General features: G+C 58.5%; 19 protein-coding genes and 1 tRNA gene. 10 read left to right on the top strand and 10 right to left on the bottom strand.

What is annotated here, in order from left to right; genetic code table 11:
- Nucleotides 1-102: 102 nt before the first annotated feature.
- The 3 genes from HMPREF3098_RS00740 to HMPREF3098_RS00730 form a co-directional block, all read right to left on the bottom strand.
- The gene (locus tag HMPREF3098_RS00740) at nucleotides 103-879 is read right to left on the bottom strand and encodes a hypothetical protein (RefSeq protein WP_141739615.1); all 777 of its coding nucleotides are present in this window, start codon (nucleotides 877-879) and stop codon (nucleotides 103-105) included.
- A 155-nt stretch (nucleotides 880-1,034) separates the two neighbouring features.
- Nucleotides 1,035-1,610, bottom strand: coding sequence for a TetR/AcrR family transcriptional regulator (locus tag HMPREF3098_RS00735; protein ID WP_035113179.1), 576 nt, complete (start codon nucleotides 1,608-1,610; stop codon nucleotides 1,035-1,037).
- A 32-nt stretch (nucleotides 1,611-1,642) separates the two neighbouring features.
- Nucleotides 1,643-4,456: an aconitate hydratase gene (locus tag HMPREF3098_RS00730; protein ID WP_035113180.1), complete on the bottom strand. Its 2,814-nt coding sequence runs from the start codon at nucleotides 4,454-4,456 to the stop codon at nucleotides 1,643-1,645.
- Between the two features lie 248 nt (nucleotides 4,457-4,704).
- Between HMPREF3098_RS00730 and HMPREF3098_RS00725 the strand changes: the two genes are divergently transcribed.
- Together HMPREF3098_RS00725 and HMPREF3098_RS11985 are read left to right on the top strand one after the other, a co-directional pair.
- Entirely contained in the window at nucleotides 4,705-5,214 is a 510-nt protein-coding gene (locus HMPREF3098_RS00725) for an Rv1476 family membrane protein (RefSeq protein WP_035113181.1), read from the top strand.
- A 572-nt stretch (nucleotides 5,215-5,786) separates the two neighbouring features.
- Nucleotides 5,787-7,799 (top strand): DIP1281 family NlpC/P60 protein, encoded by a 2,013-nt coding sequence (locus HMPREF3098_RS11985; RefSeq protein WP_070433619.1) that lies wholly within the window; start codon nucleotides 5,787-5,789, stop codon nucleotides 7,797-7,799.
- 116 nt (nucleotides 7,800-7,915) lie between these two features.
- On the opposite strand, the gene HMPREF3098_RS00715 is transcribed toward HMPREF3098_RS11985, so the two are convergent.
- The gene (locus HMPREF3098_RS00715; RefSeq protein WP_035113182.1) at nucleotides 7,916-8,779 is read right to left on the bottom strand and encodes a hypothetical protein; all 864 of its coding nucleotides are present in this window, start codon (nucleotides 8,777-8,779) and stop codon (nucleotides 7,916-7,918) included.
- A 25-nt stretch (nucleotides 8,780-8,804) separates the two neighbouring features.
- Between HMPREF3098_RS00715 and HMPREF3098_RS00710 the strand changes: the two genes are divergently transcribed.
- From HMPREF3098_RS00710 to HMPREF3098_RS00700, 3 genes are all read left to right on the top strand, one after another.
- Nucleotides 8,805-9,644, top strand: a complete 840-nt coding sequence (locus HMPREF3098_RS00710; RefSeq protein WP_070433618.1) for a DUF3097 domain-containing protein — start codon at nucleotides 8,805-8,807, stop codon at nucleotides 9,642-9,644.
- Between the two features lie 223 nt (nucleotides 9,645-9,867).
- Nucleotides 9,868-10,308, top strand: coding sequence for an NfeD family protein (locus tag HMPREF3098_RS00705; RefSeq protein ID WP_070433635.1), 441 nt, complete (start codon nucleotides 9,868-9,870; stop codon nucleotides 10,306-10,308).
- A 5-nt stretch (nucleotides 10,309-10,313) separates the two neighbouring features.
- Nucleotides 10,314-11,549 carry an SPFH domain-containing protein gene (locus HMPREF3098_RS00700; protein WP_035112712.1) on the top strand — a complete coding sequence of 412 codons (1,236 nt, stop codon included), beginning with the start codon at nucleotides 10,314-10,316 and terminating at the stop codon, nucleotides 11,547-11,549.
- Here HMPREF3098_RS00700 and HMPREF3098_RS00695 read toward each other — a convergent pair.
- From HMPREF3098_RS00695 to HMPREF3098_RS00685, 3 genes are all read right to left on the bottom strand, one after another.
- Complete coding sequence (locus HMPREF3098_RS00695) at nucleotides 11,449-12,078, bottom strand: DNA-binding protein (RefSeq protein WP_083283859.1); 630 nt, start codon at nucleotides 12,076-12,078, stop codon at nucleotides 11,449-11,451. The two genes, HMPREF3098_RS00700 and HMPREF3098_RS00695, sit on opposite strands and share 101 nt — an antisense overlap.
- Before the next feature lie 87 nt (nucleotides 12,079-12,165).
- Nucleotides 12,166-12,858, bottom strand: coding sequence for a TVP38/TMEM64 family protein (locus HMPREF3098_RS00690; protein ID WP_070433616.1), 693 nt, complete (start codon nucleotides 12,856-12,858; stop codon nucleotides 12,166-12,168).
- 172 nt (nucleotides 12,859-13,030) lie between these two features.
- Nucleotides 13,031-13,116: transfer RNA gene (locus tag HMPREF3098_RS00685), tRNA-Leu, on the bottom strand.
- A 153-nt stretch (nucleotides 13,117-13,269) separates the two neighbouring features.
- On the opposite strand from HMPREF3098_RS00685, the gene HMPREF3098_RS00680 reads away from it, so the two are divergent.
- On the top strand, nucleotides 13,270-13,836 hold the full coding sequence (locus HMPREF3098_RS00680) for a YbhB/YbcL family Raf kinase inhibitor-like protein (protein ID WP_172644017.1): 567 nt from the start codon (nucleotides 13,270-13,272) through the stop codon (nucleotides 13,834-13,836).
- Nucleotides 13,837-13,869: 33 nt separating this feature from the next.
- Here HMPREF3098_RS00680 and HMPREF3098_RS00675 read toward each other — a convergent pair whose 3' ends face one another.
- On the bottom strand, nucleotides 13,870-14,991 hold the full coding sequence (locus HMPREF3098_RS00675; protein ID WP_070433615.1) for a quinone-dependent dihydroorotate dehydrogenase: 1,122 nt from the start codon (nucleotides 14,989-14,991) through the stop codon (nucleotides 13,870-13,872).
- Nucleotides 14,992-15,058: 67 nt separating this feature from the next.
- Nucleotides 15,059-16,297 carry a YncE family protein gene (locus HMPREF3098_RS00670; protein ID WP_141739612.1) on the bottom strand — a complete coding sequence of 413 codons (1,239 nt, stop codon included), beginning with the start codon at nucleotides 16,295-16,297 and terminating at the stop codon, nucleotides 15,059-15,061.
- Between the two features lie 71 nt (nucleotides 16,298-16,368).
- On the opposite strand from HMPREF3098_RS00670, the gene HMPREF3098_RS00665 reads away from it, so the two are divergent.
- The 4 genes from HMPREF3098_RS00665 (at nucleotide 16,369) to metH (ending at nucleotide 23,325) form a co-directional block, all read left to right on the top strand.
- Nucleotides 16,369-17,208, top strand: a complete 840-nt coding sequence (locus tag HMPREF3098_RS00665) for an undecaprenyl-diphosphate phosphatase (RefSeq protein WP_035112715.1) — start codon at nucleotides 16,369-16,371, stop codon at nucleotides 17,206-17,208.
- A 162-nt stretch (nucleotides 17,209-17,370) separates the two neighbouring features.
- Nucleotides 17,371-18,666 carry a cysteine--1-D-myo-inosityl 2-amino-2-deoxy-alpha-D-glucopyranoside ligase gene (mshC, locus tag HMPREF3098_RS00660; RefSeq protein ID WP_035112716.1) on the top strand — a complete coding sequence of 432 codons (1,296 nt, stop codon included), beginning with the start codon at nucleotides 17,371-17,373 and terminating at the stop codon, nucleotides 18,664-18,666.
- Between the two features lie 161 nt (nucleotides 18,667-18,827).
- On the top strand, nucleotides 18,828-19,385 hold the full coding sequence (locus tag HMPREF3098_RS00655; protein WP_070433614.1) for a hypothetical protein: 558 nt from the start codon (nucleotides 18,828-18,830) through the stop codon (nucleotides 19,383-19,385).
- 292 nt (nucleotides 19,386-19,677) lie between these two features.
- A complete protein-coding gene (gene metH, locus HMPREF3098_RS00650; RefSeq protein ID WP_070433633.1) occupies nucleotides 19,678-23,325 on the top strand; it encodes a methionine synthase in 3,648 nt (1,215 codons plus the stop codon).
- Nucleotides 23,326-23,492: 167 nt separating this feature from the next.
- Here metH and HMPREF3098_RS00645 read toward each other — a convergent pair whose 3' ends face one another.
- On the bottom strand, nucleotides 23,493-24,380 hold the full coding sequence (locus HMPREF3098_RS00645) for a thioesterase family protein (RefSeq protein WP_141739611.1): 888 nt from the start codon (nucleotides 24,378-24,380) through the stop codon (nucleotides 23,493-23,495).
- Nucleotides 24,381-24,804: the final 424 nt, after the last annotated feature.

The following is a 24,804-nucleotide window of genomic DNA, read 5'->3' as shown; positions in this document are numbered from 1 at the left end:
GTGCAGTCGTGACAAAGTCCAGCTGAGCTATGCCCAGACAGGCGAACCGGCCCGATCGGCACAAGGCATCACTATGGGAACATACCAAGCTAGTAGGAGCTATCAGCGGTGGCCCGCAACCACCTGGACGGCTGCTTTTATCTGAGCCGCGGATAGATCAGTACTGATGGTGGCGGTGCCGTGGGGATCGTGCGCTAGGTATCGTGCAATCGTCCACCCATTGAAATGCTCGGGCTCCAACACATCCAGCGGATTCTCCGCGGAGATCAGATCATACGGCTGGCCATCGGCATCGGCAGGTGCAGAGAATTCGGCCGTGGTAATCGTGAAGGACTCGCCGCCGTCAGTGGGCAGGACCTCCACAATTGCGCGAAATTTATACCGCACCTCATGAGTATGGTCTTCCGGACCATTGTGCCTAGTGGCACTAGAAACCCACACTCCACCCACCCGTGCAGGCGCGAACCGAACCCAGCCATTTCGCCAAGCCATCCCCAGCTGATGCAAGTTGTGGCTGCGTTGGCGCGCGCTATACACCGTGACAACCACCAGCAGCATACCGATGAGTAGTAGGACGAGGGCAACGACAATGCTGGGCGCGCCCCGCGTAAACCGTAGCAGGGCACAGACCACACCCATAAGAGTCATCACGAACCCCACGATGCCCAGTATGACGCGCCCACCACCCAGCCCACCAAAGGCACTATTGACAGGTAGCTTTCCGTGTTCAACCAGAGCCTTGGTGACCGCAGGCGACCCTGCCGGATGTGGGCATTGGCTTGCGAATGCATCGGAGGAGGCCGCTGCCTGTAGCGCTCCAGAGGGGTCGTCGATCAATGCGCTTGAGCGTGCGTAGGGGAAAATCTTCGGGGATGGCACGATCATCGATGCTAACGCATGGAATCCCGTCACTTCCTGCCAAGGGTCCAGAAGCCATAGAAAATACATAAAACCCGGCATCTCCCGCCGCGGAGGTTCAACCTCCAGGCGAGAAGATACCGGGCCACCGCAAGGCAAGCACAGCGATGCGGGAGTTATTCAGGGTGGCGCCGCAGCGCGGTCTCCACAAAGTCCAGCGCGGGCTCTAAATCTGAGTCAGGAGAAAGCACACCTTGAGCGAGTTTGCTCAGTACACCTTCCATGACCAGCTCGAGAACTTCCGCAATGGTGTCTACAGGGACATCGGTTCGAATACGACCTTGGCGCGCCTGCTCTCGCAAACGATCGCGAACAGTTTGCTGCAGGGCGAGCTGATCCAGCTCCCACTTGGCAGAAAAACAGGGATCGTTGTTGGCACGCCTAGTGATCTCCACTCGCATTCCCCACCATTCGGTGAGGTCGTCGGAATCGACGAGCTCGCGGATCAAACCGATGAGTCCTGCACGCGCCGCAATAGCTGACATGCGGCGCATGTCTTCGTGCGCTACGGCGAGAAACAGCGCATCCTTGTTGCCGTAGTGGTGGAAGATGGCGCCACGGGACTTGCCCGTGGCTTCCTCCAGCCGAGCTACGGTTGCGCCGTCGTAACCATAAGTCGCAAAGCACGTGCGTGCCCCGGTGAGGATCTCGATCTTCTTTTCAGTCAAATCGAGATCGCTGACCTTGGGCATTGCTGTACAACCCTAACTGGTTAACAGATCGCCTACTTGGAGGCCATCATGTTGCGCAGCACGAACTGCAAGATACCACCGTTGCGGTAGTAATCCGCCTCACCTGGTGTATCGATGCGGGTCACGGCGTCGAACTCGATCTTTTCGCCGTTTTCCTTGGTAGCGGTGACCTTGATGGTCTTCGGGGTCTCGCCGTTGTTAAGCTCCTCGATGCCCTCAATGTCGAAGGTCTCGGTACCGTCAATACCCAGGGACTTCCAGGACTCGCCTTCTGGGAACTGCAGGGGAACAACACCCATACCGATCAGGTTGGAGCGGTGAATACGTTCGAAGGACTCTGCAATTACGGCTTTCACACCGAGCAGCAGGGTGCCCTTAGCCGCCCAGTCACGGGAAGAACCGGTGCCGTATTCCTTACCGCCCAGAACGACCAGAGGAGTGTTCTGCTCCTTGTAGTTCTGCGCAGCGTCGTAGATGTAGGCCTGTGGCCCGCCCTCCTGGGTGAAGTCACGAGTGTAACCACCGGAAACACCGTCAAGCAGTTGGTTCTGCAGACGGATATTAGCGAAGGTACCGCGAACCATGACCTCGTGGTTACCACGACGGGCACCCAAGGAGTTGTAGTCCTTGCGTTCAACACCATTGGCATCCAAGTACTGAGCAGCGGGAGTACCTGGCTTAATGGTGGATGCAGGGGAGATGTGGTCGGTGGTCACAGAGTCGCCGAGTAGTGCCAGAACGCGAGCGCCCTTGACGTCGGAAACTGGCTGTGGCTCCTTGGACATGCCGTCGAAGTATGGTGCACGACGAATGTAGGTGGACTTCTCATCCCAAGCGAAGGTCTTACCGGTTGGAACCTCGAGGTTCTGCCAGCGCTCGTCGCCCTTGAAGACGTCGGCGTAGTCGGACTCGTACAGCTCCTTGGAGATGGAGGTGGCGATGGTCTCCTCGATCTCCTGGGTGGATGGCCAGATGTCCTTCAGGAAGACATCGTTACCGTCTTGATCCTGACCCAGTGGCTGGGTCTCGAAGTCGAAGTCCATGGTGCCGGCAATGGCGTAGGCAATAACCAGGATTGGAGATGCCAGGTAGTTCATCTTGACATCTGGGTTAATGCGGCCTTCGAAGTTACGGTTACCGGACAGAACGGCGGTAGCAGCCAGATCCGTGCGGTTGATTCCCTCGGAGATCTCCTCTGGCAGTGGGCCGGAGTTACCGATACAGGTGGTGCAGCCGTAACCCACGAGGTAGAAGCCGAGAGCCTCGAGATCCTTCCACAGGTCCGCCTTCTCGTAGTAACCGTTAACAACCTGAGAACCTGGAGCCATGGAGGTCTTGACCCATGGAGCAGCCTTCAGACCCTTCTCGTTAGCCTTACGCGCCAACAGGCCAGCGCCAATCATGACGGATGGGTTAGAGGTGTTGGTACAAGAAGTAATGGATGCGATAGCAACCATACCGTGGTCAAGTTCAACGTCTTGATCGTTGTAGTTAACGGCAGTTGGCACGGACGGGCGCCCCTGTGCGCCAGCAGCAGCGGAAAGAACATTGCCCTTCGCATCTGCAGCAGAAGCAGGAGTCTCTGGCTGAGAAGAGGTGGTCTCAGTAGCAGGACCCTCGGCATCGAACTCAGGGGAGTTGTCAGTGGACTGGTCATCTGCGCTGATGTAGTTGTGCAGGTCCTTACGGAACTGTGCCTTGGCATCAGTGAGTTCAATACGGTCTTGAGGACGCTTCGGGCCAGCGATCGAAGGAACAACAGTGGAAAGATCCAGCTCGAGGTACTCGGAGTACTCAACGTCCGCCTCTGGGTCCAGCCACATACCTTGAGCCTTAGCGTAGGCCTCTACGCGCTCCAGAGTCTCCTGATCACGACCGGTCAGCTCCAGGTACTTGATGGTCTCGGAGTCGATCGGGAAGATAGCGGCGGTGGAGCCGAATTCTGGGGACATGTTACCGATGGTGGCGCGGTTAGCCAGTGGCAGTTCGCCAACACCCTTGCCGTAGAACTCAACGAACTTACCGACCACACCGTGCTGACGCAGCATGTCGGTGATGGTCAGAACTACGTCGGTAGCGGTAACGCCAGCTGGGATCTCTCCGCTCAGCTTGAATCCGACAACACGAGGGATCAGCATGGAAATTGGCTGGCCGAGCATAGCGGCCTCAGCCTCAATACCGCCTACACCCCAGCCCAGGATGCCCAGGCCGTTCTGCATGGTGGTGTGAGAGTCGGTACCAACACAAGTGTCTGGGTAAGCCAAGCCGTCCTTGTCGAAGACGGAACGAGCCAGGTACTCGATGTTGACCTGGTGAACGATACCGGTTCCCGGAGGGACTACACGGAAGTTGGAGAAAGCCCCAGTACCCCAGCGCAGGAACTTGTAGCGCTCTTCGTTGCGCTGGTACTCGATCTCTACGTTCTTCTCAAACGCGCTGTCATCACCGAATGCCTCGATAATGACGGAGTGGTCAATGACCATTTCTGCTGGGTTCAGCGGGTTCACCTGGTCGGCGTCGCCCCCCAAGGCAACAACCGCGTCACGAATGGTAGCTAGGTCAACAATGCAGGCAACACCGGTGAAGTCCTGCATAATCACACGCGCAGGGGTGAACTGGATCTCAATGCTTGGGTCAGCCGAGGCATCCCAGTTAGCGATAGCTTCAATGTGCTCGCGGGTGATGTTCTTGCCATCTTCGTTTCGCAGAAGGTTCTCGCCGAGAACCTTCAGGGAGTATGGCAGCTTTTCCATGCCTGGAACGGCGGACAGGGCGTAGTAGTCATAGCTCTTGTCGCCAACTTCCAGGGTGCTCTTAGCACCGAAGGAGTTGATGCTTTCAGTCACAATAAGCTCCTGAGTTCTTCTCTAGTCGTTTTGGTCGCTACCGCAAAGGGCACTCGTCACACCTTGTGTGCCCTGTGGGCCGAGTATTCGTCGTAGACGCGGCGCGGAAGCTTCACAGTCCATTGTGACAGCAAATTCCCCGCAACGTCGTCTCGATTCTAACAGTACGATCGTAATGCTCGGGAATCCCTGGGCAGGTTGCGTGTCAGAGCCACCCCAAAAGGGGCGGGGGTGTTAGAAACGATGTCATGATTCCCTCTTTCGTCAACATTGATGCGGTCGTCGCCTCTTTATCCGACGCCCAAATCTTCATCGACCCGAACTTCCCTCGGGCTAATTCAATCAGTGAAAACGAGATGCAGAGGATCATCAAGGACGTACAGAGCGGGGCGTCGAAAGAAAAATACGGCGAGGTTAAGGTGGCGCTGCTAGGGCGTGCCCTCAGCCCAACGGGCATGCGCGATGTCGCACAGAGAATTAAGGACGAGCTGGGCGCGAACACCGTCATCGTGAAGTCACCGGGTGGTGGCGCGACGGTAGCGGATAATTTTTCGCGTTACAACTTAGAATCCAACACCCACCTTATGTACAAGGGATCCACAACCGAGGGATTGCAATCTTATATGGCAGCGATTGGGGAGCATCGCGATCCCGACATGGCCGTCAACGCTGTGGGCTTGACGAGTGTGATTTTAGGCATTGCTATTACAGCTACAGCAACGCGACTCACCATGAAGCGCGGTATGAAGCACAGCTAGGGAAAGCGCACCGCTCGATAGGGCCTAAGTCAGGGACATGTGTCACGGCGAAATTCCATCAAGCCTCAAGGCTTGACTCTCCTGACGTGAAACTCTACAGGTTGAGAGCGTGTTTCCCCCTTTTCAACCGACGCGCCGGCATGTTTTGTAAATGTGACATAAATCACACATCGATATATTAGTGATGTCCTTGCAGGTCAAGTTACAAACCGTGACCAACGGGGAAGGTGTTTTCTTTGTTACGAGTGTGACAAAACTTCACCAAGCGGTTGTAAGTCTCCTAGTGTTCCTTGAGTCAGTCTTTGTAACGGCTTGATATCAAAATCGACTCAAGAGTTTATTTTGAACTCAGGCCTCACATGGATGTGTCAGAGTTCTACTTGCAAGCAGCTCCTCGCTGCGGGTGCCTGGGCGCGTTCTGTCTATTCAGAACGCTCGTAGGCCCACATGAAATAGAGAACTCGACATCGGGACCGGGACTGTCCGCATGGGGAAGTGCGAACAGCCGGACCGGGACACACCACCAAAACTGGCGCTGTAATGACCTGTTAGCAGTTCAGGAGAACCCAAGCATGAATCACCGTCCTTTGAGTCGCCGTCACGCGGCCACATCGATCGGTCGGTCGAGTCGAGCCCTGTTGGCCTGTGCCGTCTCTGCCGGGATGGCGTTCCAGGCGTCCGCTCACCCCGCACTGGCGGAGAAGGACGTCACGGTTGAGGGCTACCTCGCCGACCTCGTTGGCAAGGCGTCCCAGACTGAGAAGGAAGTGTCCTCACTTCAGTTAGAAGTGGGCGGCTTAAGAGAATCTGCTAACAAGGCTCGCGTGGATTTGGGACGTGCCCAATCCGAGGCTCAAAAGGCACAAGACGAGGTAACGTCTGCCCGCGGTCGCTTGAAGGCATCCGATAAAGATGTAAGCCACGCCCAGGGAAAGCTGGACGACATTGCGCGTTCTGCCTACACCCAGGGCGGCGATGCCTCGCCTATCCCGTTAGCTGCTGGCAAGGACGCGGCCTCCGCCGCGCTTGACCGTTCTACTTACATCCGTCTAGCGGCGAAGAAGCAGCGTGCTGAAGTTGATCGCCTTGAGTTGGCACGTACCCAGAACGCAAACCACGAATCCGGCCTGCGCGCCAACCGAAATCGCGCGGACCAAGCTTTGAGCGCTGCCGTACAGGCACACAAGGCGGCTGCAGACGCAATGGTTCGCGCCCAGTCGCAGTTGCGTGGAAAGCAACAAGTCTTGGTCAAGCTGCTGGCGCAGCAGAAGCAGATTCAGGCGAAGCTGCGCGCGGCCCGTTCTGCGGTGGAGACCTTAGCTAATACAAAGCCGAGTGCCTCCAGTTGGGAAAAGCGTCGTGTCGCAGAAGCAGCCGCCGAAGGCGTGAAGTCCGCCTCCGATAAAGGCAAGCCTGCTGACAACACCAAGAACAACACTGCATCAAAGTCCACCGATACCTCCAAGCCTAAAGCCCCGGCCGGCGTGGAGGGTTACGCCGGTGACACTGTTGCGATGGACTCGACCAATTCTCCAACGCCACCTGCAACGGGGGACGTGTCCACAACGGCGCCCAGCGAAACAGCTGCTGACACCAACGAGACCACCACGGCGACAACACCGGCGACGGAATCCACCTCTGCTGCGCCCACAGAGACCACAGCTACGAATCAGCAGGAACGCAGTGCGGTCCAGCAACCTGGCGCTCCGGCCGGATCCGCGATACCGGAATTGCCTAGCATTCCTAATAACTTCGCAGCGACTTCCGAAGGTGATACTCAGCGCCAGCAAGCTATCAACGGTTTGTTGAAGGCGGGCGAGAGCGCCTTCATGGCTGGTTTCGAGCAATATGCTCAAAGTGGGGACAGAAACGCTGCCCTCAACGCGGCGCTGCAAGCCGGACGGAACTCCGCTGGTACTGCGTACGATGACTACCTCAAGCAGGCGCAATCGGCGGGGAACTCCAACAGCAACCCAGCGGTTCCTGCCGACCCCGCGTCCCCACCGAGCTCCGCCCAACCGACGGCGCCGGGGACACCAGCAGAACCCGAAACCCCAACAATCCCCGAGATTCCCGGTGTAACGGATGGCACCATTCCCGGCCTCAATCCTGGTGGCACAACGGGGAATGCCGATGATTCCGTCGATACCTCGGGCACCGCGGCAGAGAAGATCGAACGCGTTATTAAACGCGCCGAGGGCCAGATGGGTGTGACGTACGCGTGGGGTGGCGGTAACCACCACGGGCCTACGCTGGGTATCCGCGATGGAGGAGTGGCCGATAGCTATGGTGACTTTGCCAAGGTCGGTTTCGACTGCTCCGGTTTGATGATGTATGCCTTCGCAGCTGTCGGCATTCATCTGGAGCACTACTCCGGCTACCAGTACACCTCCGGTCGACAGGTCCCAGTTTCTGAAGCCAAGCGCGGTGACATGCTGTTCTGGGGCCCCGGCGGCTCGCAGCACGTCGCACTGTACCTAGGTGACAACAAAATGTTGGAAGCCCCGCAGTCCGGTGACGTGGTCAAGGTTTCCGATGTCCGCTGGGCAGGCATTGAGCCGATGGCCGTCCGCATGATCGAGTGATCCCCCGATAGCCAAGACATGGCATCCTCGCGCTCACTGAAAAACGAGCTCAGCCGGCCTCGTTTTTTTCGTGGGGTGCATCGCATAGCCTAACAATCACGAAAACGCGGTGAACCTCACCGCACTAATTCCCTCATCGCGTAATCAACCGCGACCATCCGAGCCAATCGAACAGCCCTCAGAATGGGAAGCAGTTCGGCATCTAGGTTCGCTCCAATTTCGCTTCTCTGCGTCACCTCAATAATCGCGGCAAGAGCATCGGCACGGGCCATCAACCTAGCCGCTCGTTGGGAGACCCCCGCAGGCAAACCAGGGAGCCCGAAAGCATCGCTCAAACTCCCCACGGCCAACCGCGCCATCTCAAATCTTCTACCGTCGCCGGCGACACCTCCGCGCCGCTGGTGATGGTTACTCATCTCAATGAGGCGGGCAGCCTTATCCGACGCCTCACGCAGCCCTGCATCCGCTTCTCCTGGGCCATAGGTTCTCAGTGTCGGCGTAGGCCCGAATGCGGTGTACCACGTCCACTCGATCACACTGTTATCGATGACGCGCGGGATAACCACGTGCGTGACATCGGGATCGCCATCGGCGATGGCGATCCCGGCACCGGCTTCCGCGACTGCCCGTGCCGCCGTGGTATTCGCAGGCAGTGGTGGCACGTCACCCGGACCCGCCAGTACCAGCGAGACCAATGGGCGATCCTCAAGCTCCACGCCCGCATCCTCCGTGACCCTCCGCGCGTAGCGCAGCAGCTCAATCAACCCGAAGCGGTCAGCTCGGGGATTAGAGTTTTCCGTGGGTGGGGAGAAGGTGGCGTCGAAAACAAATCGGTGGTGCTTGCCCTGGACGGCTTGGAAAGCGTCGATGACATCGTCCGTGCTGATCACATCGTGGAGCCACCAGCCCAGCCAGAGCGCGGTGTTTTGCACAGGGGACCACAGTTGCGAGCGCAACAGAGCCGTGTTCGAGTTGTTCATCTCTATTAGCTTAAAGTGGGGTTCCATGAGCTTCAATTACCGAGATCCCTACGGTGGCGACATCCTCAAAGGACACTCCCGAGCCAAGGCGCCGCAGTATCCCACAATTGCCCCTGAGCTCGGCATGGTGATCGAGGTCATCAGCGACGATTATGTGGGGGCCGTGGTGGGGGGCGAGAAGACTGCCGAAGGGGATTTTATTCGGCTAGAGGATCGCTACGGGAAATCCAGGCTGTTCAAATTGCGCGAAGGGGCTTTCCTGCTGGAAGGGCAGCGGGTTTCCCTCAATAGGTACGTAGATCCAGCCACCTTGCCTCCGACACAGCAGATATCTAACTCTGGCTCCCGCAAAGTCGCTAACGTACAAGCCAAAGTGGCTGCACCATCCCGCATCTGGGTCGAGGGTGTGCACGATGCCGCCATTGTGGAGCGCGTGTGGGGCCACGACCTTCGAGTAGAAGGAGTGGTTGTGGAATACCTCGAGGGGTTAGACAACCTGCCGGAACGTCTTGCGGAATTTGGTCCCAGCGCGCATCGCCGTGTGGGTGTACTCGCCGACCACCTTATCGAAGGGACTAAGGAAGCGCGTCTGACGCAGGACTTGGGCCCACACGTTATGGTCACAGGCCACCCGTACATCGATATTTGGGAAGCCGTGAAACCCGCCAGTGTGGGGATCACCGCGTGGCCGCGGGTACCACGAGGCCAGGACTGGAAGACCGGTGTGTGCCAACAACTGGGGTGGGGCGATCCGCGCGATGGGTGGCGGAAGGTGTATTCCTCGGTATCGTCGTTCCGCGATCTGGATTACACCCTCATCGGTGCCGTTGAGCGCTTGATCGACTTTGTGACTGTGGGGGAATAGCTGCCGCGTTGTGTCGCGGGGGCTGGACGCTGTGTCGCAGGGGGGGGGCGGGGCTGGACACTGTGTCGCGGGCGCGGGGGCTGGACGCTGTGTCGCAGGGGGGCAGGGGCTAGTTTCCGAAACGTGACAGCGAGTCAACCGGGGCCCGGCCGCCCGCAGTGAGGGGGTGGGCAATTCCGCCAGCTAGGCACGCATGCCGCTCACGTTCCCTATCATCGGGGGCATGGGTCCCATCATTTGGTTAATTGGCGCCGGCATACTGGCATTGGCTGAATTCGCAACGATGGATTTTTCGTTGCTGATGCTTGCCACCGCCGCATTAGTCACCGCGGGTGTAGCCACCGTAGGCATCCCGATGTGGGTGGAAGTCATCGTTTTCGCTATGACGTCTCTCCTCACCCTTCTTCTCATCCGCCCAGTATTGCGGAAGAGAATGATGCGGAACCCACATTCGAATCTCTTCGACCAACGCAGCCTTGAGGGCAAAAAGGCCACGGTGGTAGAAGCTTTTCCCGTCAATCCCAGTGGGAGCGGAATGGTCCGGCTCGAGGGGGAATTGTGGTCAGCAAAGGCCGCGTATCCAGGGGAGAGCTTTGCGGAGGGTGAAGAAGTCGACGTTCTCAAAATCGACGGCACTACCGCCGTTGTTTGGAAAGGCCCTTAGGAAACATGTCAGCACCAGGAATCTTCCTTATAGTTGTATTGATCTTGGTCTTGGTCCTCGTTGTCAAGGCCATTGCCCTCATCCCGCAGGGCGAAGCGGCAATTATCGAGCGACTGGGAACCTACACACGAACCGTCAGCGGCGGTCTCACGTTTCTCGTTCCCTTTGTGGACAAGATTCGCGCGCGCGTTGACACCCGCGAACAGGTCGTATCATTTCCACCCCAAGCAGTAATCACGCAGGATAACCTCACGGTCGCCATCGACACCGTGGTGACCTTCCAGATCAACGATGCCGCAATGGCGATCTACGGTGTGAACGACTACATCATCGGTGTAGAGCAGATTTCCACCGCTACGTTGCGAGACGTTGTGGGTGGCATGACTTTAGAAGAAACACTCACGTCTCGTGAGGTTATCAACCGTCGTTTGCGTGGTGAGCTCGATGCAGCCACCAATCGATGGGGGCTGCGCATCGCTCGCGTTGAGCTCAAGGCGATCGATCCGCCACCATCCATTCAGCAGTCCATGGAAATGCAGATGAAAGCCGACAGAGAGAAGCGTGCCATGATTCTGCAGGCTGAAGGCCGCCGTGAATCCTCCGTGAAAACCGCTGAGGGTGAAAAACAAGCACGTATCTTGGCCGCTGAAGGTGAAAAGCATGCGAACATCTTGGCGGCAGAAGCCGAACGCCAGGCCAAGATTCTGCGCGCTGAAGGCGACCGAGCTGCCCGCTACCTCAAGGCGCAAGGTGAAGCCCGCGCGATTCAGAAAGTCAACGCAGCCATCAAGTCCGCCCAGGTCACTCCGGAAGTCCTTGCGTACCAATATCTAGAGAAGCTGCCGGAAATGGCCAAGGGGGATGCCAACAAGACGTGGCTGGTGCCCATGCAATTCGGCGATTCGCTGGAGCAGTTCGCCAAGGCACTGGGGAATAAGGACGAAGACGGTGTGTTCCGTTACGAACCCACTCCCGTTACCGACGATGCTCGCCGAGAATCCCAGGGTGACAATACCGATGATTGGTTCTCTACGGAATCGGCCCCGGAGATTCGGGAAGCCGTAGCCGCCGCTAATGCGCAGGCCAACAAGCCCGTTGATATCGATGACCTCAGTGGGTCACAGCAGTTCGGCTCGCAAGTCACTCCTTCAGCTCATCAACCCGAGCAAGCATATGAACAGCCAAACTCCACCCCGACTGCTCGGCCTGCCACCCCGCAGCTGCCAGACGTTGACTCATAGCTTGTTTACTGATCCCAACGATGGCGGCAGCCTCACTTTGTAGGTGACCCGCACGAAGCAGGGCAGTGGCCTCGCGGCCCTCTTCGGTTCGTCGCGATAGGACGAAGGCAAGCAGTGTGAACGCTGCTGCGATGTCCTCGCCGATCATGGCTGCCGCCCCAGGGGCTAGTACGCCACCCGGTCCGGGACGCTCAATGCGCACCGTCACCGTGGTGGCCTTTTGCGTCCTGGACACCGCTCGGCCAGCCGTAGCGGCAACCTGTTGTTCCAATTCTTCGGAATCTTCTTCTGACGCCGCTGCGCCACCCGTCACCGTCCCAATTCCGATTGCGAAATCCCCGCCTTGGATGAGGCTTAACACCACTCCACCGGTTTCATCGGGCCCTTCGGTGATGACGACGAAGTCCTCCACACTCCTGTGCTCAACTGCCCGTACCACCGGAGAATGGGAGAATGCTTCGACGACCTCCCGCACATAGGCGCCTCGACGGCGCATTCTGCCACGGTAGGAAGCATGAATCGCGAACATGGTTTCTAATCTACTGCACCCGAACCTAGGCCCCGGGAATACCTCGACAGGTAAACCTTCGGAGCACACCCCGTCCTTCGCTGGCGCTCATCGGCGCTCCCGTTCGGCCACCTTCGCCCCTTTAAGCAACGACCGCCAACGTGCGAATTCACGTGCCGAGATGGCGAACCCCAACAGGACAACCACCAGACTGACCAGCAAGACCGCTGGGCTTTTGCCAGTTGCTAGTGCAGAACTAGCCACAACCGTGGCAATGGTATTGGGTGCAGAACCGATGAAGGTTGCCAGCAGGAATGGTACCAATCGCATAGTGGACAACCCGCAGGCGTAATTGAGAATGGAAAACGGAACGGCCGGAACCATGCGCATTCCCAGCACTGCCACCCAGCCTCGTTCGGCAACCACGCGCTGCAACATCGCTAAGCGACCGTCCCCAGCTGTCGACTTCGCAATGAATCCCTTGCCGAGCCACTGCACGAGGCATAGGGAGATCAAGGCGGATGCCGTTAGACCAAGCAATGCCAAAACGCTACCAAGTACCGATCCGAAAACAACTCCTGCAGTAATAGTCCACACGGTTCTTGGCAACGGGAGCTGGGTAAAGCCAGTCATCAGCGCCAAATACGTCAGAGGCCCCCACGCGCCGGTGGACCTCACCCACGCGCGCGTCTCCTCGATAGCGGGGATGGGAACGCATAACACAATGGCAACAAGGGCGAGGGGCAGAAGCACCGTCAGAACTCGGCTCAGCAGCGACCAGCTGCTCCACACACTCCACATTTTGCGAAACCCGCGTGTCAGGCGGCGCGGGGCGTCGAAAAGAATCGTCCACCTCCATGTGAAGAAACCCCGAAAACTACCAATGGAAACTCCGAGCAACAACCGAAACCTACGAAACAAAAAAGTCCCAACACACCCTCCGCAAGGAACGATGTCTCGAGACTTCACATAGTGTCCGGAGGGGGACTTGAACCCCCACGTCCGTTAATAGGACACTAGCACCTCAAGCTAGCGCGTCTGCCATTCCGCCACCCGGACAAGGATTGCGACAACCAGCTGCACTGGTTGAACTCCCGCTACTCTAATGCCAACCCTTCCATTTATCCAAACTGGCTGGTGGGGTAGGACAGGATCACCGTCGCCTATGTACTTATAAGCTGTTTCTGCGAGGATAGAGTCGCGTGTTCTACGATGGCCAACATGACTGCAGAACAGAAATATCATCAGCCCACCTACGTGGATGATCGTTTCCCTGGACCAGACCCATATGCCCCGTTGGTGGACCTGCCTCCGTTGAAGGTGACAAGTGAAACTTTTGAGGAAGGCGCGGAGCTTCCGAAGGATCAACAGGCGCCCACCTCGGTGTCCCCGCAGCTGTCATGGGAGAAAGGCCCGGAAGGCACCAAAACGTACGCCGTGACGTGCTTCGACCCCGATGCGCCCACTGCTAGCGGCTACTGGCACTGGGCTGTGTTCAACATCCCTGCAGACGTTACGGAGCTAAAGTTAGGCGCGGGTGATGAAGACCTCACCGGGCTGCCCGAGGGCGCATCGGCCTTGCGAGGGGACAGTCGCTCGTGGGGGTACTATGGCGCACAAGCTCCAGAAGGCCACGGCCCACACCGCTACATTTTCGCAGTTCACGCGGTTGGGGAAGAATTGGATATCGACGATCGCCAGCCAGCCACAATCTTAGGCTTCAATCTCAATTTCAAGGCCATCGCACGTGGCCTGTACTGGGGCTGGGCCGAAAACTAAGCTAGCCTAGCTGAACCCGCCAGCTAACCCCACCTAGTCAACCCAGGGCAATCCCTTGCCCACAGCATCGGCGAGGTTGGAAAGTCCATGCTGGGTCAGCTGCTGGGAAATGCCCAAGTGGATGTCGCGGATCCAGTCTGGTCCGCCATAAATCAGCGCCGTGTAGCCCTGCAGCAGGTGAGCGCCCGCCCCGATGCGTTCCCAAGCCTGCTGCGCGGTTTCGATTCCACCCACGCTCACTAGGACTAGCTTGCCTTGCGCGCGGGCATGGATGCGTCGCAGGACCTCTAGCGAACGCACGGCGACCGGTGCTCCGGAGATTCCTCCCGCTCCCAGCGCACGCACGTAACTCGAGTCAGTCTTGAGCCCCTCGCGAGAGATCGTCGTATTAGTGGCGATCAAACCCGTTAGGCCACTTTCAATGGCCAAGTCAACCACAGCATCAATGTCTTCATCACTCAAATCCGGCGCAATCTTCACGAAAAGCGGGCGAGAGCTTTCCGACTGCACAGCAGCGATGATAGGGCGCAGAGATGCAACCGCCTGGAGGTCGCGCAGTCCCGGTGTATTGGGGCTAGAAACGTTAATAACCAAGTAGTCCGCCACAGAATCCACAACACGGGCGGATTGGCGGTAATCGTTATCTGCCTGCTCTGGCTCAGTGATCTTCGATTTACCCAAGTTCACACCCACCGGCACCGTAGATCGGTGATTCTGCAAGCGCATCGCGGCGGCGCGGGCCGACTCGTTGTTGAAACCCATGCGGTTGAGTAATGCGCGATCTTCCGGCAAACGGAACAGCCGTGGCACGGGGTTTCCAGGTTGCGCTAGGTGCGTCACGGTTCCTACCTCCGCGGCACCAAAACCAATAGCCCCCCACACGTTAACCTCGCGTGCGTCCTTATCGAAACCAGCCGCCAACCCCAACGGTCGAGGGAAAGTTATTCCTGCGATGTTCTGCGATAACCGGGAATCGTTAACTACCCAGGCCTTTTCCAGCGCTTGAAGTGCAGCTGGGGAATTGCTCACTTTCTCCAGCGCCACGGTCATCTGGCCGTGAATCCGCTCTGGCGGAATGCGGAACATTGCCTTCACTGCTTGGCGGTACACGGCTCCCCGCACTGCGCGAAATGGGCTTGGCTGGTTAGTGTTCACTGGAGTAATCCTCTTCTCGCTGGTCTGCTTGTTGGCCTTGGTCGCCCTGTGCCACGGCACGCCGGCGTTACTTCTGCTCGGAGCCCTTGAGCTCAACAGGGAACTTCGTCTTCGGATTCGCACCGGCCCTACCGTCTTCCACGGTCTTATCTACATCCGAAGCGCTAATGACCTGCACCTTATTGTCCGTGCCGACCAGGAGTACCGACCCGTCATGTTGTACTAAAACATGGCGAACATTCGCAATCGTTTTCCACGTACCAACGTCTTTCGGGGTACCGGAGGCGATGTCGTACGCCGTTAAAGCATTGTCCGCGGTCGTGCTCACCAGCGCTACCTTTCGCGCGGTATCCCAGGCCACACCCCACGGGGACTTCTTAGTCGGCGCAGTCTGATGCAGGCGAACCACGTCATCCATCGTGTACACCATCACCTGATCCTGGCGGTTATCGCTAGCCACCACCACTGCATCGTTACCAGTACCCGTAGCAACTTCCCCCACTCCTTGGCCGATGCGCAAGGTTGCTTTGTACTCTTCCTTCGCCGGATCTACATCGTTGATGGTGGTTTGTCCCCGGTCGATCACTGCCACCCGCCCCGCGCTATCTGACCCATTCACCAATACCGCCATATCGAGGCTACGGCTCACCACAGCCTCGTTGGTTCGCTTGCCCTCTTGGTTGTAGAATCCGATCTTTTCTTCCCCGTCTACACCAATTACGCTGCGCCCTTCGGCGGTAGTTGTTGCGGACTTTACACGCCCATCGGCCTGGATTTTGCGCACAACGTCACCGTTTGCGTCCAATTCTAGGTACTCGCCATCACATCCCACTGCCACACCGCTGGCCGTGGCGTTGAGGTTGTCGCAGCTATCGTCCACCTGGACTTTTTTTGCTTGTTCAATTTTATTCGACGCCGCCAAGTAGACCGCGCCCTTCGTCAAAATGGCACTTGTGGACTGATTACCTTGGGTGTGAGGGGCGACCGTGGCGGCGTCGAGAACAGAGGTCCCTTCCGGAAATGGCAGCGACTTCACCTCCCCAGAGGTATCCGAGCCAGCCAGCGGAGACTCCACGGGCTTAGCGGGAGTGCCGGCGATGGGCTGATCTGCAGCCTGCTGGCTACCGGAGCTGCTATTGCCCGTGAAGTTCGTAGAACATCCCGCGACCACAAGCGACAGCGCCGCGACACTGACCATGACCGCACGCGCCCCGCGGCGGCGAGGAGATACCGGACTAGAAGAAACTTGGGAACGGAACAACTTGGGCTGGTTCATCACGTCCTTAACGCTACCAGTAGGGTTCACAGAGATTTCGTAGGCTAATGGGGGTTTCGCAACTGGGAACCCGACCATCCCCAGCGGTAGAGTTTTCCTCCATGACATCGGATATCACGTGGGCGCAGACAATCGTCCTTGCGCTCGTTCAGGGTTTGACAGAGTTTCTTCCCGTCAGCTCCTCGGGACACCTCCGCATCGTTTCGCAGCTGCTGTGGGGGGAGGATGCTGGGGCGAGTTTTACCGCGGTGATCCAGCTGGGAACCGAGGCCGCCGTGTTGGTGTACTTCGCCAAGGATATTTGGACTATCGCAACTGCATGGTTGAAAGGGTTGTTCAATAAGCAAGCACGCGGTTTCGATTACCGCATGGGCTGGATGGTGATTGTGGGCACCATTCCGGTGGCGGCCTTGGGCTTCCTGGGCAAGGACCTGATTCGCGAGAACCTGCGCAATCTGTGGATCACAGCAGCGATGCTGGTGCTGTTTTCCTTCGTGTTCATCCTGGCCGAGAAGGTGGGCCGTCACGAGCGTTCCTTCGATCGGTTGACGATGAAGGATGCCATCATTATGGGCTTGGCGCAGTGCTTGGCCCTCATTCCTGGCGTATCCCGTTCGGGTGGCACCATTTCGGCTGGCCTATTCCTGAACCTTGACCGTGAAGTCGCGACCCGGTTTTCTTTCCTGCTGGCGATCCCCGCCGTGTTGGCCTCCGGCTTGTTCTCCCTCCCAGATGCGTTCAATCCAGAAGCAGGGCAAGCGGCCAGCGGCATGCAGCTGCTAGTGGGTACGGCCATTGCGTTTGTCGTTGGTTATGCCACCATTGCGTGGTTGCTGAAGTTTGTTTCCCACCACTCGTTTAGCTGGTTTGCGCTGTGGCGGATCCCAGTGGGCGTGCTGGTGATGGTCCTGCTGGCAACGGGTGTACTAGCTGCGACCTAACCACCGCAGGGCAACGGCATCGCTAGGACTTGGCCGGGCCCGGTTTTGGGTCCAGCTCGGCGGAGTTGTCGATTTCGGCACCCAACCACATGAGCTGGGTGTCTACAGTTCAGTCGTGACCGACGGGAGCCATTCAGGTGGTGAGAGGTAGACTCTTTCAACATGCAGTCGTGGCCTAATCCAGATGTTCCAGTTCTTGCCGGCGAAGCCCCGGCTCTCCGTCTGTACGACACCGCAGATGACGAAATACGGCCCGTTTCCATCCCTTCCGCAGGGGAAGAGATCGGGATGTACGTATGCGGAATCACCCCTTATGATTCGACGCATTTGGGGCATGCGGCCACGTATCTAACCTTTGACCTCATCAACCGCTACTTGGTGTCCGCGGGACACCGCGTGCACTATGTGCAAAACATCACAGATGTTGATGACCCACTATTCGAACGCGCAGAACGCGACGGTGTGGACTGGCGTGAGCTGGGGGACAGCCAAGTTAGCCTGTTCCGCTCGGATATGGAAGCGCTGCGGGTCATCCCGCCGCGCGATTACATCGGTGCCATCGAAAGCGTGGACGAGGTTGTGGACATGGTCGCGCGGTTGCTGGACGTAGGCGCTGCCTACCAGCTCACCGACGACGAGTACCCCGATATTTACGCTGACCACACATTCACCCCGCAGTTCGGCTACGAATCCCGCTACGATAACCCCACCATGGCCGAGCTTTTTGCCGAGCGCGGGGGCGATCCCGCCCGCCCGGGCAAGCGCCACGCTCTCGATGCGCTGTTGTGGCGGGCGCACCGCGAGGGTGAACCGCAGTGGAACGCTCCGTTTGGCGCGGGCCGCCCAGGCTGGCACATTGAGTGCTCCGCCATCGCAACCAATCGATTGGGGCCACATTTTGCCATCCAAGGTGGCGGCAACGATTTGCGGTTCCCACACCACGAATTCTCTGCAGCGCATGCCGAAGCCGCCCATGGCTGCGAGCGTATGGCCGATCACTATGTTCATGCTGGCATGATCGCGCTCGATGGGGTGAAGATGAGCAAATCCCTGGGCAACCTGGTTTTCGTCTCCAAACTCACCGCCGCGGGCCACGAACCCTCTGCGATCCGTTTGGGTGTGTACGCCAGCCACTACAGGGCAGATCGGGATTGGTCGGATGCCATTCTTGCCGCCGCCGAAAACCGGTTGCAGGCGTGGCGCGAGGCATTTGCGAACTTGCAGCAGGCGCAGCGGAATAACGCCGAACTGCCCACCATCGATCAGGACACTCTGCCACCAGTAATCCAGACGGTTCGTGGCCTGATTGCAGACGACCTAGATTCCCCAGCTGCACTAGAAGCCGTCGATCAGTGGGCCATGGCCACAACAGCCGATCCAGCGGGGGCTGTGCGCGCGGGGAGCGACCCAGAGCTCATCAAGCGGGGGTTGGATGCGCTTTTCGGGATTGACCTCTAGCGACGAGTGCTCTTAGCCACACTCGGTTCGTGCACCGCTTACCGTCTTGTGGGCGCGGTGAAAACCGCTCCGGACGTGGAACGTCCTGCACGTGTGCGCCACAACAGTTAGCATGAACGAAGCGTTAGCAGTTCGCCCAACAACGAAGGGATCGACTCACCATGACCGCCTCTGCGCCAGCCCCGCTTACCGAACGCACCGCCACCGCACTGGCTGAGTTCACTGACAACATTCGTGCAATGGCCACCGGCAGTTACCTTCGCCCGGAAGATCGGGAGTTCTGGGAAGCCCCCTACCCGGAAAGCGTTGCAGACCAGGCTGATTCGATCGTTCGCGATGCTCTAGCCGCCGCTGTTGGGGTCGCCGCCCGGCAACCTGCGGATCTGGCGCGATTAGCTGCAGATTCTCAGGTCGACGCCGCGCTTCTCAATGCTGAAGACTCTGAACCGGGTGGTAGTTCTTCCGCTGACGGCACCGCCGCAAGTTCTACGGAAATGGACAAAGACCAAGCTCACGCCACTGTGTTGGCTGCGGCCATTGCGGGCGTGATCACCCCAAAGCTGGTGCAGCTCAAGGAACTGTCGGACAAGGTGGAGGGCGCTCTCTTGGATGAAGAGGAAGTACGAGACCTCAAGGAAGTATTCGCCTCGGCCGCAAATGATCTTTCCGCTAGTGCAACTATCCTTTCCGGGCACGTGGATAACGTCCTAGAGACCTAAGCTACGCTTTTGGCTTTCAATTGCTGGCAGCTTCGCCCTTAATGACAGCTCCGCCGCTCGCTCGAGGGCCACGGCGTAGACCCCAGCGAGGATTGTGAACTAAGCGGTCTAGCCGTGGGCTAAGGTTAACTGCGTGACTACCGACGATTCGAATCAGGCCCCAACACCACAGCCCGCCACGTCGCGCACCACAGTGCCGGACACCGCCCCGTCGCACACCGCAGTGCCGCACACCGCCACGTCCGAAGCGACAACCTCTCAAGCTCCCGCACAGCCCTCGTTCGACCATCCGCTGCTGCACGCATTGCACCAGCGTGTGCTCATCGGCGACGGTGCGATGGGTACGCAGTTGCAAGCCGTCGATCTAGACCTTGAACGTGATTTTTTGGGCCTCGAGGGTTGCAACGAGATCCTCAACGAAACCCGCCCGGACGTTTTACGAGCGATTCACCGGGCATACTTTGAAGCTGGGGCAGATATTGTCGAAACCAATACCTTCGGCTGCAACCTGCCAAACCTCGCAGACTACGATATTGCCGACCGCATCGAAGATCTAGCCTACCGAGGCGCCGCAATCGCACGTGAAGTAGCCGATGAAATGGGGCCACGCCCCGACGACGGCATGCCGCGCTTCGTAGCCGGATCGATGGGGCCAGGCACCAAGCTGCCCTCGCTGGGCCACGCACCGTACGTGGACTTACGCAATGCCTACGTGGAAAGCGCCCGTGGCCTGGTACGCGGTGGGTGTGATGCGATTCTGATCGAGACCTGTCAAGATCTCCTGCAGGTCAAGGCCGCAGTACTGGGCACAAAACAGGCGTTCGAGGAACTGGGGACCCGCCTGCCCATCATCGTGCACGTCACCGTGGAAACAACGGGCACCATGTTGCTAGGCAGTGAGATCGGCGCAGCTCTCACCGCCCTGGAACCCCTGGGCATTGACATGATCGGCATGAACTGCGCTACCGGCCCCGACGAGATGAGCGAGCACCTGCGCTTCCTTTCGAACAACACGACCCTTCCCGTATCCGTCATGCCGAACGCCGGCCTGCCGGTGCTGGGTGCACATGGTGCGGAGTATCCACTCACGGCGCCAGAATTAGGGGAGGCCCTGCGCGGCTTCGTCGCCAACTACGGTCTCAGCATGGTGGGTGGGTGTTGCGGAACCACACCGGAGCACATCACTGCGGTACGCACAGCGGTACTGGGAACAGCAGTGGTGGACAGCGGGGCGTCGGGTAAAGAAAACAACCACCCCCCGAAAGACAGCCAGCAAGAGGGAGCTACCGCGCCCGTAAAACAGGGCAACAGGGAAGTGGTTCACAATAACAACGTCTCCTCGCTGTACCAAGCGGTGCCTTTGACTCAGGAGACGGGGATCACCATGATTGGTGAGCGCACCAATGCGAATGGCTCCAAGGCATTCCGGGAGGCCATGCTGGCCGGCGATACGGAAAAGTGCCTGGAAATCGCAAAGGATCAGGTTCGCGATGGCGCCCACATGGTGGATTTGTGTATTGACTACGTGGGGCGCGATGGAACTCAGGACATGGCAACGCTAGCTGCGTTACTAGCCACGAACTCCACGTTGCCGATCATGATCGACTCCACCGAGCCCGATGTGATCCGCGTGGGCCTAGAGCACCTGGGCGGCCGCAGCGCGGTTAACTCAGTGAACTTTGAAGATGGCGATGGGCCCGATTCGCGCTACCAGCGCATCATGCGGTTGGTGCAGCAACACGGCGCGGCGGTTGTTGCGCTGACGATTGATGAAGAGGGCCAGGCACGTACTGCGGAAAAGAAAGTGGAAATCGCCGAGCGCCTGATCGCTGACATTACGGGCACATGGAATGTGGCGAAGGAAAACATCATCGTCGACTGTTTGACATTCCCGATCTCTACCGGGCAGGAGGAAACCCGCCGCGACGGTATAGAGACCATTAACGCAATCCGCGAGTTGAAACGGCGCCACCCAGAAGTGCACACCACTTTGGGGCTATCCAACATTTCGTTCGGCCTCAACCCCGCAGCGCGGCAAGTGCTGAACTCCGTGTTCCTCAACGAGTGCATCGAGGCTGGCTTGGATACGGCCATAGCCCACTCGTCGAAAATCCTGCCGATGAACCGCATTGATGAAGAACAGCGCACGGTGGCGCTGGACATGATTTACGATCGGCGCACCGAAAGTTACGATCCACTGCAAACATTCATGCAGCTTTTCGAGGGTATAAGCGCAGCCAGTGCCAAGGATGCACGTGCAGAGGCGCTGGCGGCGCTGCCGCTGTTCGAGCGCCTTGCCCAACGCATCATCGACGGTGACCGAAATGGGTTGGCACAAGACCTCGATGAGGCCATGCAGACGAAGGACCCGGTTGCCATTATCAACGAAGACCTCTTGGCGGGCATGAAAACCGTGGGTGACCTGTTCGGTTCCGGCGAGATGCAATTGCCATTCGTGCTGCAATCCGCAGAAACGATGAAAGCGGCCGTCGCTCACCTGGAACCTCACATGGAAAGCGAAGCGGGCCAGGGTACATCCAAGGGCAAGATGGTCATCGCCACAGTGAAGGGCGATGTGCACGATATCGGCAAAAACCTGGTGGACATTATTCTGTCTAACAACGGCTACGACGTGGTGAATATCGGAATTAAACAACCGATTAGCGCGATCTTGGAGGCAGCAGAGGAAAACAATGCGGATGTCATCGGCATGTCCGGCCTGCTAGTGAAATCAACGGTCGTTATGAAAGAGAACCTGGAGGAGCTCAACCGGCTAGGCAAATCGCACTATCCGGTGATGTTAGGCGGGGCAGCGCTGACCCGGCCGTATGTGGAAGATGACCTCACGGAAGTCTACGACGGCGATGTGTACTACTCCAAGGATGCGTTTGAGGCGTTGACTGTCCTGGATGGGATCATGGCCGGTTTGCGTGGCGAGCACACCGAAGAATCCGCCGATGTCATGGAGAAGCGTGCCAAGCGCCGCGCCCGTCGTGAACGCTCTAAGGCCATTGCCGCGAAGCGCAAGGAACAAGCCGAGCCTGTTGAGGTGCCCGCCCGCTCCGATGTGGCCATTGACGTGCCACTTGCTACTCCGCCGTTCTGGGGCCCACGGATCGTTAAGGGCATAAGCGTGGCAGATTACCTGCCGAACCTCGATGAACGCGCACTGTTCCGCGGTCAGTGGGGATTGATGCCCTCCCGCGGAGAAGGCGGCCTCACTTACGAGGAATTGGTAGAAACCGAGGGCCGCCCACGCCTGCGCGCGTTACTCGATGAGCTGAAATCCAACGGTGTGCTGGATGCCGCCGCGGTTGTTTACGGTTACTTCCCGGCTGTTTCCGAAGGCGATACGGTTCATATTTTGCCGACGCCCCCAAGCCCCACCGCCACCGCTGATCCCCAGGCGGAACCGGTGCACTCGTTCACGTTCCCGCGTCAGCAACGTGGCCGCTTCCTCAATATTGCGGACTTCATCTGCTCGCGCGAGCGCGCCATCGAATTGGGCAGGACGGACGTGATGCCGTTCCAGCTGGTAACCATGGGCCAGCCGATCGCCGATTATGCCAATGAGCTTTTCGCTAAGGATGCCTACCGGGAATACCTAGAGGTCCACGGTGTGGGAGTTCAGCTCACCGAAGCGTTGGCTGAATACTGGCATTCGCGCATCCGCAGCGAGCTCACCTTCGAGGATGGCTCCACCGCCGGCGATCAGGATTCTCCACACAAGGAAGACTTCTTCGATCTGCAGTACCGTGGCGCGCGGTTCAGTTTCGGCTACGGTTCGTGCCCGGACATGGAGGACCGTAGGGCGCTGGTGGATATGCTTGAAGCGGACAAGCTGGGAGTTGTGCTCTCCGAGGAACTGCAATTGCATCCGGAGCAATCCACGGACGCCTTTGTGCTGTACCACCCAGAGGCGAAGTACTTCAACGTTTAGCAATCCGCGGGTTTGTTCCTAGCCTCCGCGCTGGGCGAGGGTGGCTGGGCGAGTGAGCCAGTTCCAACGCAGCCAACCCGGCCCAACCGGCCCAGCCGATCCAACGCAGCCAACCCGGCCCAACCGGGCCAACGCAGCCAACCCGGCCCAGCCGGCAGCGGCGGGTTTTAGTTCAGCCGATCCAGCATGATCGCTTGGTTGACGGTTCCCACGGGTCCTTGCTGGTCGTAGACCCGCGAAATCGTGGTGCCGATTCCGTCTGGTCCGTAGTTGGCCTCAGCAGATAGGCCGACCCATTCACTGTCGGGCATGCGGTGCAAATACACGCTGAGGTCCACGTTCATGTACACCCATTGGCTCGGATCCAGCACGGTATTAAGGCCGTTGGCGATATCCACTGTCTTCATCAACTGCACCCAGGGGGAATCGTCACGACCTTCCACCACAGGCAGGGAGGACTTCGACCAGTACACAGCCGGGTTGCGGTGCGCGTAGTCGGAGTGGTCCTGTCCGGTCAGTTCGGTGCGAACAACCTCGATGGAATCAATGTAACCGCTGGTCCATTGATCAATAAACTCGCGGGCGGGGCGCCCAGTTTCGGGCCCTGGGATCGCTTCTGCCACGCTGCGTTCAATGTCCAAGGTGTCTGCGGTCCGGACCCACCACCCAGTGCCACGTATATAAGCCCGCCCGCCCTCATCACGGATTGTTGTTTCCACCATTGTTATCCGACGCCCCGGGCGCACCACACGCACCGTCGCCCGTAGGGCGCTGAGGGGAACCGCCCCTAGGATCTCCACGGTCATTCGACTGAAGCGACCAGCGGTCAGGTCCACACCGTGCTCGCGGGCGCCTTCTTCCAACGTGACCGCCACCAGCGCGGCTGGGGGAGATCCGTGTTGAAAGCCGCCGTCACCCCACGGGGATTCGGTATGAATCGTGGGGTAATAGGTGTACTCGCACGAGGGATCGCCCAGTTCGTCTGTGCCTTTGGTGACATCTCCAGCCACAAAGTAGGCGGGAGCATCGGGAATGTCATGAGATGACGTGTTCATAACCATGCTGAGAACTCCTTGCGCAAACGGTTGAGAGGCAAAATATTTTTCGCACACTACGTTAGTGCCGATTAACTGTAATGCTAGTGCCGGTGAACTGTTTTGGGGTATTGCTCATGGGTTTTCAACTCTTCGGGGGGTGTCGGGGTTCTGCTTCCGGGTTTTCGACTCCACGGATAGGGCGTGTTGAGGTGCGGGAATCCGGCAGCTCGGCGAGGGTCCCGCAGTTCTGGACATGTTCGGGCTTCGCAGTTCTAGACGTGCTGGGGTTACGCAGTTCTGGACGTGCTGGGGTTACGCAGTTTTGGACATGTTCGGGGTTCCGCAGTTGTAGAAGGCACGCGGCTAGCTAATACGACTGCTCGGCAGGGGACAAGAACAACTCCAACAGGGCGTGATGCTCCTATGTTGTGTCAAGCTGATT

It is taken from the genome of Corynebacterium sp. HMSC28B08 (assembly GCF_001806865.1).
In the GTDB taxonomy this organism is placed as follows: Bacteria; Actinomycetota; Actinomycetes; order Mycobacteriales; family Mycobacteriaceae; genus Corynebacterium; species Corynebacterium auriscanis.
Note: the sequence above shows the minus strand (reverse complement) of the source record. Positions and strands in the feature narration are given on the sequence as shown.